The sequence below is a fragment of the Streptomyces sp. NPDC088732 genome (assembly GCF_044751205.1).
In the GTDB taxonomy this organism is placed as follows: domain Bacteria; phylum Actinomycetota; class Actinomycetes; order Streptomycetales; family Streptomycetaceae; genus Actinacidiphila.
Genome location: NZ_JBIVLI010000027.1, coordinates 113,879 through 125,492 on the forward strand (window position 1 = coordinate 113,879; position 11,614 = coordinate 125,492).

7 protein-coding genes are annotated in these 11,614 nt (G+C 71.2%); 3 read left to right on the forward strand and 4 right to left on the reverse strand.

The window, feature by feature from the left end:
- Positions 1–91: 91 nt before the first annotated feature.
- Positions 92–3,835 carry a S8 family serine peptidase gene (locus ACIP9H_RS35315; protein ID WP_401591068.1) on the reverse strand — a complete coding sequence of 1,248 codons (3,744 nt, stop codon included), beginning with the start codon at positions 3,833–3,835 and terminating at the stop codon, positions 92–94.
- A gap of 296 nt (positions 3,836–4,131) precedes the next feature.
- Here ACIP9H_RS35315 and ACIP9H_RS35320 point away from each other — a divergent pair, with 296 nt between their 5' ends.
- From ACIP9H_RS35320 to ACIP9H_RS35330, 3 genes are all read left to right on the forward strand, one after another.
- Positions 4,132–4,686, forward strand: coding sequence for a hypothetical protein (locus ACIP9H_RS35320; protein ID WP_401963118.1), 555 nt, complete (start codon positions 4,132–4,134; stop codon positions 4,684–4,686).
- Positions 4,683–7,022, forward strand: a complete 2,340-nt coding sequence (locus tag ACIP9H_RS35325; protein ID WP_401963120.1) for a M48 family metalloprotease — start codon at positions 4,683–4,685, stop codon at positions 7,020–7,022. Before ACIP9H_RS35320 ends, ACIP9H_RS35325 begins: the two co-directional genes overlap by 4 nt.
- Before the next feature lie 86 nt (positions 7,023–7,108).
- The gene (locus tag ACIP9H_RS35330; protein WP_401963122.1) at positions 7,109–7,978 is read left to right on the forward strand and encodes an LLM class F420-dependent oxidoreductase; all 870 of its coding nucleotides are present in this window, start codon (positions 7,109–7,111) and stop codon (positions 7,976–7,978) included.
- An 87-nt stretch (positions 7,979–8,065) separates the two neighbouring features.
- Here ACIP9H_RS35330 and ACIP9H_RS35335 read toward each other — a convergent pair whose 3' ends face one another.
- The 3 genes from ACIP9H_RS35335 to ACIP9H_RS35345 all read right to left on the reverse strand — a co-directional run bounded on the left by ACIP9H_RS35335 (position 8,066) and on the right by ACIP9H_RS35345 (position 11,510).
- Positions 8,066–8,938, reverse strand: coding sequence for a D-alanyl-D-alanine carboxypeptidase family protein (locus tag ACIP9H_RS35335; RefSeq protein WP_401963123.1), 873 nt, complete (start codon positions 8,936–8,938; stop codon positions 8,066–8,068).
- A gap of 686 nt (positions 8,939–9,624) precedes the next feature.
- Complete coding sequence (locus ACIP9H_RS35340) at positions 9,625–10,275, reverse strand: response regulator (protein ID WP_401963125.1); 651 nt, start codon at positions 10,273–10,275, stop codon at positions 9,625–9,627.
- Entirely contained in the window at positions 10,260–11,510 is a 1,251-nt protein-coding gene (locus tag ACIP9H_RS35345; protein ID WP_401591052.1) for a sensor domain-containing protein, read from the reverse strand. The genes ACIP9H_RS35340 and ACIP9H_RS35345 overlap by 16 nt, the downstream gene beginning before the upstream one ends.
- Positions 11,511–11,614: the final 104 nt, after the last annotated feature.

The following is an 11,614-nucleotide window of genomic DNA, read 5'->3' on the forward strand; positions in this document are numbered from 1 at the left end:
CCGCTCCTCCCCCGACAGGGTGCCTCGGGTCAGGGGCGGCCGCATCCCGGGGGCCGGGGCCGGTGTGCACCGGCCCCGGCCCCCGCTCACGTCATACGAGTCCGAAGGCCCGAATGACGGTCTGCGTCACCGAGGTGCCCGACCGCTGGTCGGCGGTCACCCGGAGCGACACGAAGTCGGCCCCGGAGGGAGCCCGCAGGGACGTCCGCCACGTCCCCTTCTTCTCCTGGAGGTCCTGCCGGTGCCAGGTGGCGCCGTCGTCGTAGGAGACCTCCAGCCCTGCGCCGGAGACGGCGTCCTCGGCGGGAGCGATGCCCGGCAGGACGGGGGTGATGGCGAGGTCCGCCGTGCGCCGCGCACGGCCGGCGGCGTCCAGGTCCGCCGCGTAGTCCAGTTGGGCCAGCGGAACGGTCCCGGGGGCCGAGGCGCCCGAGGTGAACCTCCATTCGGTGCGGGTGGCGGTGGAGTAGGGGCTGAACCCGGTGTCCCCGGTGGTGTCGGCGACGAGCCGGTACGGCAGCGTCCCCGGGTCCAGGTCGTAGGCGTACACGTAGGAGCTGTCGGTGCTGAGCAGTTGCCGTTCGCCCTGGTAGAGCTCGACGTGCTGCGACATGGCGGTTCCGTACTCGGCGCTGCCCGTGTGCGCCGTACCGGAGTCGCCGAAGCCGCCGACGTAGAACGAGAGGGACGTCTCGTCGCGGACGGGGAGGTCGTTGTCGAGGAGGCGTGGACGGACGACGGGGCCGAGCCAGCGTTCGTCCTGCTTGCTGCCGGGCCGGTAGGCCGTCGGCAGGTTGCCCGACCCCATCCAGCCGGGCAGGTAGGCGAATTGCTGCCATCTGACGTTGCCGCCCGCGGAGACCCAGTCGGTGCGCTCGCCGGGGGCGACGGAGTCCCCGCTGGTCTGGCTCGCGGCGCCCCACAGGTACGGCGGGTAGTCGACCCGCGTCTCGGTGGCGCGCTTCCCGGGCGGCTGGGCGAAGTCGAGGTCGAGACGCGCGAGGGCGCCCGGATCCGCGACGAGGGAGGGATCTTCGGGAACGCTTCCGGAGTGGTAGTCGACCAGGTCGTACAGGTACTCCGGTGCGGGATGGGCCTCGATCGCCAGCCGCACCCGCTGCTTGCGGGAGGCCGCGATGTCGCGGATGAGGGCCTCCCCCTCGTCCTGCGTGACCGACGCGACCGGGAGCGGCCCGGCCGTGACGTTGTCGGGGTCGCCGTACCAGTCGTTCTTCCTGCCCGTGCCGTCGTTGACCACCAGCAGCATCGCCGCGCCGGCTTCGTGCGCCGCCGCCGCCTGGTCGCTCGGCGGCACCTCACTGCCGGCGCGTACGACGACGGCCCTGCCGCGGGCCGGTACCCCCGCGTACTCGCCGGCGGATCCGGTCCCGGCGAAGACGGTGTCGAAGCGGGTGTTGCCCTCGGGGAGCGGCGGCGACCCGCGCTGCACGAGGGCGTCGTCGAGCGTGCGGTCGTCGTAGGCGATGGTCAGCGGTGTCTGCTGGGTACGGAGCCGGGTGGTGAAGACGAAGCTGCCCTTCTTCACCGAGTGGTCGTCGGTGGGAAGTGCCCAGAGGCTGTCGTAGCGGGAGTCCGGGAAGACCGACTCGACGAGGCCGCCGTCGCCCGCGGTGGGCTTGTCCGAGGTGAAGGACCGGTAGATCTCGAGCCTGCTGCTGACGACGGCGCTGGGTTTGGGCGTGATCGCCCGCACCTGGCGTGCCCGTGAGGCGTCGAGCGGCACCTCGCGGTCCGTGGTGAGGTCGACCTCCGGCGCGGCGAGCAGCGCGACCCCGAGGGAGTGGGGGCCGTGGGTGCCCTCCACCTCGGCGAAGGTCAGGACCGTGTAGGGGCCGGGCGCCAGACGCTGCGTCAGCGTCCCGTCCTCGGGCACCTCGGCGAAGGACGAGCCCTTGGTGCTCCGGATCTCGATGAAGCCGCCCATCGGCCTGCCGGAGCGGTCCTTCATCCGCACGGTGAGGTTGTAACGCTCGGGTTCGACGCTGACGCCCGCGGCTGTGTGTGCGAGGACGGCACCGCTGCCGTCACGGGCGAGGACCTGGGCGGAGTACTGGCCTGCGGCCCGGCCCCTCGGGTCCGCGGTGAGGCCGACCCGTGCGGAGCCGTGTGCCGGCAGATCGACGTGGTCCGAGGCCAGGGCGAACACCCCAGCCGCCGAGTCGCCCGGATCGAGGGACAGGTCCAGGGCGACGGGGTGGTCCGCGGTGTTGGTGTAGACGATCTCGCGTGCCACCGGCTGGGTCCCGGAGCTCGACCACTGGACGAGTCCGGCGTCCACCGAGCCGGTCGCGACGACGGGCGCGTCGTAGGCCGCCGCCACGTCGACCCGCCCGGTGCCCGCCCGGTAGGGCGTGTAGGCGGGTGTCCGGACGCTGGAGCTCATCAGAGCGTCCTTGATCTGCCGGCCCGTCCAGTCGGGATGCTGCTGCGCCAGCAGGACGGCCGCGCCGGCCACGTGGGGAGCGGCCATGGAAGTGCCGCTGAGGGTCTGGTAGTAGCCCTCGCCCGAGGCCGCGTACTGGGAGCGGGCCGCCAGCACGTCGATGCCGGGGGCGGTGATGTCGGGCTTGAGGCCGTCGTCGAGCCCGCGGGGCCCGGAACTGGACCGCGGGTCGAGCCGGTCGGAGGTGTCGACCACTCCCACGGTCAGCGCGGCGTCCGCCGTCCCCGGTGCCGACAGGCTGTACGGGGAGGGTCCCGCGTTCCCGGCGGCGACGACGAACAGCGCGCCGGTCTCGGCGCTGAGGGCGTTCAGGCTCTGGCTCATCGGGTCGGACTGGTCGGTGAGGTACCGGTTGCCGAGGCTCATGTTGACGACCTTGGCGTGCTCGGTCCGCGCCGCCCACTCCATGCCCGCGATGATCCAGGACTCCTGGCCGACGCCGTCGTTGTCGAGCACCTTGCCCACCATCAGGTCGGCGGAAGGGGCGACGCCCCGTTCCTTGCCGCCGGAGGCGGCGCCGGTGCCGGCCACGGTCGACGCCGTGTGGGTGCCGTGGCCGTCCCTGTCGGTGACGTCCTGGTCGGGAACAAAGCTCTCGGTGGCGACCACGCGGTCCACGAGATCGGGGTGCGCGGTGTCCGCGCCGGTGTCCAGTACGGCGACCTTGACCCCGGTACCGGTGGTGCCTGCGGCCCAGGCCGTGGGGGCACCGATGTGCGCGGTGGTGTCGGCGAGGAAGGCCTCCGCCTTGCCGTCGAGCCAGATCCGGTCCACGCCGAACGCGAAGGACGGCCCGTCCGGCAGGCGCTGACCGGCGGACGCACGGTTCTTCTGACGCTCGGTGCCGGTGCCGGTGAGCGCCGACCAGAACTGCGCCGCCCGCGACCGGCCGGCGAGCAGAGCCTCTCCGTTGATCGACGGGAGGTCGATTCCGGCCTCGACCCCGGGCAGCGCGGCGAAGGATCTCCTGGCGGCCGCCGACTTCAGGTGGCTGACGATGAGGGGGAGTTCGCGGGCGCGGGCGTCGTCGTACCCCTGGGCCACCAGTTGGGTGACATTGAACAGCCGCCGGTCGAGCCGGTCCGACGCGATGTAGGGCACGACGTCGTCGGGATAGACGTAGGTGTCGGAGCCGTCGGCGAGCACCCGGACCGATCCCGTGGCCCCGGGCGGGCGTTGCACGCTCACCGAGGCGGGTGTCCCGGCCGGGCCGGGCGTCACGGTCACCTTGTCGCCGGTGATCAGCGTGACGGTCGCCGCCGGCCCAGGGGTCCGCCCGGCGGGTACGGCTGGGGACGGGGGTCCTGGAGACGCCCCGAGCGCCTGACTGGGCGTCATCAAAGCGGCGACGAGGGCAGTTGTGACGCCCATGACCGCCGTTCCCGATCTTCGCGCAACTGGTCGCCGCACGGCACCTCCCATGGTTGATGGTCGACCGCGATTCGATCACCTCCGGCAAAGCCATGTACAGATCTTTCATTTCTGTCAACACGCCTACTACGCTGCGGTGTTCAGCACCCCACGGGGTCCAGGGGGCTTTCCCGACGAGCCTGCGGGTAAGGGGAGTTGGGGGAATACTCCCGTTGACACGGTGGCGACGAGGGGACGGGGCCCGCTGGTGGGTGCGGTGCGAGACGGCGAGAACGCGGGAGCTGGCCCGTGAGGCCGTGCGGCGGTTGGCCCCGCCGGAGCTGCCGTACTTCGAGGAGACGGCCGACGCCTATTTCGAGGACCCGGCCCGAGCGCCCTGGAAGGCACGTGCCGAGCCGCTGGGCATCGGGATCGAGGCCCTCGCCGTGGGCTCTTGGACGCTCTTCGCCCTGCCGGTCGCGACGTCCGTCGTCGGAACCATCGCCACCGACCGTTTGCGCGAGGCGCACCGGCGGGGCTGGTGGCACAGGCGCGGAGCACGGGAGGAGGACCGCCCGGACGCCGCCCCGGACGGTGAGGCCGTCGGTGGTCAGGACGATGTCGCGGACAATCCGTTCGCCGCACCGGGCCCCGCCCGGTCCACGGCGCCGGTGGGACAGGAACCGTGGGACCTCGACCTGCTGCGGCGTGTCGCCTACGACAACGGGGTCAGGCTGGGTCTGTCGCCGGACCAGGCGGGACTCCTCGCCGACGCCGTCCTGGGCGGGGTCGTCGCGGGCCGGGACACGGCGGCTCCGGAAGCGGCCGGCCGGTCCGCGGACGGCGGCGGGGCGGAGGAAGCGCCCTCGTGACGGTGGTGTCGAGCGGAGCCGGGGCCGGCCGCTCGGCGGCGATGCAGGGGATGCAGCACCCGTTCCGGCTGCCCTCCGGCACCTCCCTGCGCTTCGCGTTGCTGATCATGAGCACGTCGGTGGCGATGGCGGCGGAACTCGGCTCGCTCGCCACTACCACGGCGTACCTCACGCTGGGCGGCGGCAGCGTGGACTCGCTGACCAAGGTGCTCGACTGCGCGTCGAGGAACTTCGCCGGCGCCGCGTCCGATCCCGAGGCGTTCGCCCGCCGCTGCGGGCTGTCGGACCTCGGCGGCGGCGGAAGTACCGTGGAACTGGCGGCCTTCGCCGCGCTCTGGCTGGGCGTCGGCATCACCTACTGGTTCCTGCCCGTCCACCGGCTGCGCCGCCGCCGGCTGCGGCCCTTCCGGCCCGACGCGCACCCGGGCATCCAGGACACGCTCACCGAACTGACAGCCCTGGCCGAACCGCGGTGCGCGGTGCGCTTCGTCGTCGACCGGCGGGACCAGCGTCCCACCGGACTCGCCTTCGGAAGAGTCGGCCGACGCTACGTGATGCTCAGTGGCGGCCTGCTGCGTCTGCACGACCTCGATCCCGAGGCGTTCCGCGCGATCGTCCTGCACGAACTCGCGCACCTGCGCAATCGCGATGTGGACATCGCGTTCCTCACCCTCATCTGCCACCGGCTGTTCCTCTTCGCCGTGGCCGTCCCGATGGCGGTGACGGCGCCGTTCGCCCTGCTGGTGAGCTGGCTGCTGCTGCCGAGCAGTGCGGTCTTCGGGACGCTGCTCATCGGCGCCCAGTGCGCTCTCGCGGTCACGGTCGCGCACTCCGTCGGCGCGGTACTGCGCAGCCGCGAGTTGTACGCGGACGCCCGGGTCGCGCTGTGGACACGCGGCGCCCACTCCCTGCGGCGCCTGCTCGCCGCGCAGCACGTCCACGAGCGGACCGCACCCCGCCGGCGGCTGCTCCGCCGCACGCATCCTTCCGCCGCGAAACGGCTGGCCGCGCTCGGCGACACCGGCCTGCTCTTCCGCTTCTCCCCCTGGGACGCCTTCGGACTGGCGTTGTCCTGCTCGCTGGTCTACCTCCCGGTGGCGCAGTGGACCGGCGACGCGATCGGGCTGACCGACCGCGACAGCGTGCCGCGCACCCTGGTCCCCGCCGTACTGCTGGGCGGCAGCGTGGCCGCGGGCATCTGGCGCGCCACGCTGGGCGCACATCTGAACCGCACCAGGTGGGCGGGGGCCCACTCCACCGGGCTGGCCGTGGGCTGCGGCCTCGCACTGGGCACGTTCGGGGACGAGGAGCACCGTACGGCCCTGGCCCTGGGGGTCTCCGACTCCCCCCCGGTGCAGGTGGCGTTGTGGCTGCTCTTCGCCGCCTCCGGCTACGCATTCGTACGGTGGAACGCGGTCACCGCCCGCGCCTGGGCGCCGGTCGTGCTGGCCGCCCGCCGTCCGTACCTGCCGATCGCCTGCTGTTGCGCGGCGGCCGTGGCACTGCTGGGCATCTGGCTCGGCCACGTCCGTCCCTTGGGGCAACCGGGCTTCTCCCTGCTGACCATGCCGAGTCCGCTGAACCTGCTGCCCACACCGCTGGACTACCTCGGCTATGTGTTCTCCATGGCCGTCGTCCTCCCTCCCCCGCCGGCCGTGATCGCGGTGGTCGCCGCCACCGCCGCGGTGCCGCTGGCAGCGCCGTTCTGGGCACGGCTCCTCGCCCGCGGCAGGGACGACGCGCATACGGCGGGTGCCCGACGGTTTCTGCTCCGGTCCCCGTCCGCGGAGGCGTCCGCGGCGCTCCTCGCGCCCCAGCGCCTGCGTCCGATGCGGGCGCTGGTGGGCGTCGTCGTGTTCGGTGGGGCCGCTGGCTTCGCACTGTGGACGGTGCACGTGGACAGTGCCCTGGTCCTCCCGTGGCCGATCCAGTGGCTCGGTTCGGTGTTCACCCTCTACACGGTGCCCGTCGCGATGCTGCTGCAACTGGCCGCCGGATTCTTCGCCGCACGGCGCGGCGCGCACCTCGACCTGCGCGCCCTGCACGGCGTGCTCGCCGTGATCGGAGCGGGGCTGCTGCTCCCCTTCGCCTCGTTCCTCTCACGCGACCACTTCGCCTGCGTTCGCTGGGGCGTCAGCCACCCGGCGTGCCAGGAGGATCCGCTGTCCGGCATGGTGTTCATCTCGACGACGATCACGGCCTGGACGGCCGCCTTCGCCCTGCTCCTCCTGCCCGCATGGACGGCGCTGCTCGACAAGGTCCGGAGTCCCGCGGCCCTCCCCGGTCCGCGGGTGCCATGGCGCGCACCCGGGCGGCCGCCTCGGCCGCATGGGTGACGCTGCGCACGGCCTCGGCACCCGGCCTGCCATGTCACCCGACGGCGCCCGTGCGCCGTGCTTACGGTGACGCCAGGAGGTGGCGGATGCGCGTGGGGCTGCAGGCACTCGGCATCGGTGACGGTGCCCGTCCGGAGATCATCAAGGCGGTGGCCGCGGCCGCCGAGACGCACGGCTTCGCCCGGCTCTGGTGCGGCGAGCACGTGGTCCTCGTGGACGCGCCCGACTCCCGCTACCCCTACTCCGCCGACGGCCGGATCGCCGTGCCCGCGGACGCGGACTGGCTGGACCCGCTCCTCGCCCTGAGCTACGCGGCCGCCGTCACCAGCAGCATCGGACTCGCCACCGGTGTGCTCCTGCTGCCCGAGCACAACCCCGTCGTGGTCGCCAAACAGGCCGCCACGCTCGACGTGCTCTCCGCCGGGCGGTTCACGCTCGGGCTCGGGGCCGGCTGGTCGGCCGAGGAGTTCGCGGCGCTCGAGGTCCCCTTCGCCGGGCGCGGGCGGCGCGCCGAGGAGTACCTCGCCGCGATGCGAGTCCTGTGGGCCGAGGATCCGGCCTCCTTCGCCGGGGAGTTCACCGCCTTCGAGGCGATCCGGGTCAATCCGAAACCGGTGCGCGGCGGCCGGCTCCCGGTCGTGGTAGGCGGCAACAGCGACGTCGCCCTGCGCCGCGCGGCGCGGCACGCCGACGGCTGGTACGGCTTCTACGTCGCGGCGGCCGACGTCCCCGCGCATGTGGCCGTCCTCGCCGACGAGTGCGCCCGCACGGGCCGCTCCCTCGATGGATTCACCATCGCCGTCGCGTTGACCGACGGCACGCCGGGGCAGCTGCCCGGTCTCGCCGCGGCGGGCGTCTCGGAGATCGTCGTCGTCGGCACGCCCCCGCCGGCACCCGAAGCGGCGGCCGGCTGGGTCGCGGACCTCGCCCGGACATGGATCGTCCCGGACGAGTGACCTCGGCCGGCCGTACCGCCGGCGAACGGCAAAGGGTCTGCCCGTGACCGCGCGGCCGTGAGCAGACCCTTCGTCAGGCAGGCCTGACTACTTCTTGAAGGAGTAGTTCATCATCTTCGTCGCGTCCGACGCCCGGCTGGTCGCCGAGGAGGAGGCGAGAACGGTGCCGATGACCGTCTTGCCGTTCCGGGTCGCGGCGAAGACCAGGCAGTACTTGGCGGCCGTGCCGGAGCCGGTCTTGATGCCGATGGTTCCGGCGTAGCTGCCGAGCAGGGTGTTGGTGTTGGTCCACGTCATGTAGCGGTAGCCGCCACTCTTCGTGGTCACCTTCTGCTTGGTCGACTTCGTCTTCACCACGGTGCGGAAGTTGATGTACTTGATCGCACTGGTGGCGAGCTTGGTGAGGTCGCGCGGCGTCGAGTAGTTCGCCCCGTTCCCGATGCCGTCGAACGAGTCGAAGTGGGTGTTCTTCAGGCCCAGGGTCTTGGCCGTCGAGTTCATCTTGCCGATGAACGACTTGACCCGCGCTGCCCGCGAGGTGCCGGTGCCGAACTTGTCGGCGAGGGCGTAGGCCGCATCGCAGCCGGACGGGAGCAGCATCGCGTACAGCAACTGACGGACGGTCAGCTTGTCGCCGACGACCAGGTGCGCTGAGGAGGCGCCCTTGGCGACGATGTAGTCGCTGTACGCCTTCTGGATCGTGACCTTGGCGTCGAGGTTGAGATGGGGCTGGGCGAGCACGACGCGCGCAGTCATGATCTTGGTCGTCGAGCCGGTGGAACGACGGACGTCGGCGGACTTCTGGAAGAGGGTCTTGCCGGTCGCGTAGTTCATCACGAAACCGCCCTTGGCGGTGATCGCGGGCACCGGAAGAGTCGCGGCCTGGGCGGGGGCGGTCAGCACCCCCGCGGACAGCAGCCCTCCCGCGGTGACGGCCACCGTGACCACGCGAGATGTCATTTTTATGGCGCTTTTCAAAACGTATGCCCCCATGTGTTCCTGCGGATTGACGGCGGGAATCAGCCGTCGACGCATTGGACATCCGGGAGGGACAAAGGGATGTACCACCCACCAAGAATTCTTCAGGCCTTCTCCGTCCCACCACACGGCCGGGCCGCACACCCCGGGTCCACGAGCAACAGCGGTGGTGTGTGAGGGAGTTCGTACCGTCGGCCTGCCCGCCGGAGCCTGACGGATGAACAGTGGGCCATGGTCGAGAGGTGACCGCCGGCGACGCGTCCCGGCCCGCGTTCGCCCCGCGAGACGTTGCTCAACCTTCTACTGCGGCAGAGGCCGTCACGCACGCAACAAAGCTCCGGTCGGTGCAGGTGAACTACCAAGTCGCCTGCACTGAACGGAGCTTCAATGGGCATCGCGCGGTCGGTGACCTGCCGTCGACACTGGCGACCTTCCCTGATCCACGTGACCGACGCGGCACGCGGCACGCGTCACGCGTGGGGCTGCTACTCCCCCGGGCCTCCGGTCAGGAGTACACGGTCTTTCCCAGCGAATACGCGACCTCTCCGCCCTTCACGACGTACGCGCGCAGCGTCAGCGGGGTGTCTTCGGGGAGGTCACCCGATACGTAGTCGGTGTAGTCACCACTCCAACCGGCGCGAACGCAACCGTTGCCGACTCGGGTGCGGTCAGCTTCGCAGGTAGGTCAGGACGGCGAGTACCCGGCGGTGGCCGTCGGCCTCGGGGAGGTCGAGTTTGGTGAAGATGTTGCCGATGTGTTTGGCCACTGCGGCGTCGCTGATTCCGAGCGTTCGGGCGATGGACGTGTTGTTGTGTCCTTCGGCCATATGCCCGAGCACCTCCCGTTCCCGTGTCGTCAACCGGTCGAGTGGGTTGGTCGTGCGTCGGCGGTTCAGCAACTGCCGTACCACATCGGGGTCGATGACGGTCTCGCCGGCCGCGACCCGCGACACCGCGTCGGCGAAGTCGGCGACCTCGCCGACGCGGTCCTTGAGCAGGTAGCCAACTCCGGCCCGACCTGACGGGCCGAGCAGTTCAGCGGCATACGCGGTGGCCGCGTACTGCGACAGCACGAGGACCGCCGCGCTCGGGTCGCCGGCGCGTAGTGTCACCGCGGCACGCAGCCCTTCGTCGGTGAAACTGGGCGGCATGCGGACATCGGTGATGACCAGGTCGGGTCGGTGCTCTCGGGCGGCCGCCAACATCGAGTCACCGTCGCCGACCGCCGCCACCACGGTGTGGCCGAGTCCTTCGAGCAGGCTGACGAGTCCGGCCCGCATGAGCGTGGCGTCTTCGGCGAGCACTACTCGTAGCGACATGGCAGGTCGATCCGCACTGTAGTGGGTCCTCCTTGTGGGCTGCTGATCTCCAGGGTGCCAGCCACGACGGCCACTCGGTCGGCCAGTCCCCGGATGCCTGTGCCCAGTGACGGTTCAGCGCCGCCCCTGCCGTCATCAACGATTGTCAGCGCCAGCCGTTGTTCAGCGAGTCTGCCACTGATCTGGATACGAGTGGCCGCGGCGTGTCGTACAACGTTGGTCAGGGCCTCCGAGACCACGAAGTAGGCGGTGGCCTCGATCTCGGGCGGCAGCCGGCCGGGCAGGTCGAGGTCGACCTCGACCGGAATCGGAGACCGTTCGGCGAGTTCGCGTACCGCCTCGATCAGCCCGAAATCGGTGAGGACCTGAGGATGGATGCCGCGGATCTGGTCCCGGAGGGTCGTGAGTGCCAGGCGAGCCTGCTCGTGAGCCTCGCCGACGAGTTCACCGGCGCGTCCTTCTGTGTCGGCCATATGCCGCTCGGCCAGACCCAGCTTCATCGTCAGGAGAACCAGGTGCTGCTGCGCGCCGTCGTGCAGGTCTCGCTCGATCCGACGGCGTTCGGCCTCGAAGGCGTTGACCAACCGGCTGCGCGACCGGGCCAGCTCCTCCACCTGACGGTTCATCTCGGTGCCGGTGGGCGCGAGCAACCACTTGGCGAAGGCGGCCTGGGCACCGCCGAGCACGCTGATTCCGTACAGGGTGACCACCGTCGCGGGCACCCCGACCAGACCGGCGACGACGCCCGCCTGCCCGACAGTCTCAACCGTCCAGCTGGCCAAGGCGATATGGAAGTCCGCATGGACGCCGGCGCCCAACCCAACCCACAGCGGCAGCGTCAGCAGGAGGAGGCAGATGAGCAGGACGAACACCGCGGCGAGGTCGAGGAGCGCAAGCACCGACAACAGACACACGCAATAGCCGAATTCGCGCCAGGTGGCAGCCTCGGCCGCCCGCCGCCGCACCCACGCCCAGCCGCTCAGGGGCGCGGGTGCGTGCGGGTCGCGAACCGCCACCGGCTCCATGAAGCCGAGCCGATGGCGCTCCAGCGCCCCGATCGTTACGCTGACGAGCAGCAACAGCGGCGGAAAAAGCAGCAGCGGCAAAACAACCAGCCAGGCGATCGAGACGACCGCCACGCTACTGACCACATAAGCCAGGCTGCGCCACGGCCATCGCGACCGGACGAATCGGATGGGGTTGCCCGCCATCGCCCGCCACACACTCGTAGCCACGGTCACGACCCTATGAGCTCGTAACACGATCTTGCTCAGTCGCCGGCTTCGAAGTCGAGTCGCTGGGCGTCGTCAGGGAGCCAGGGGGCCGGGGGGCCGTTGCG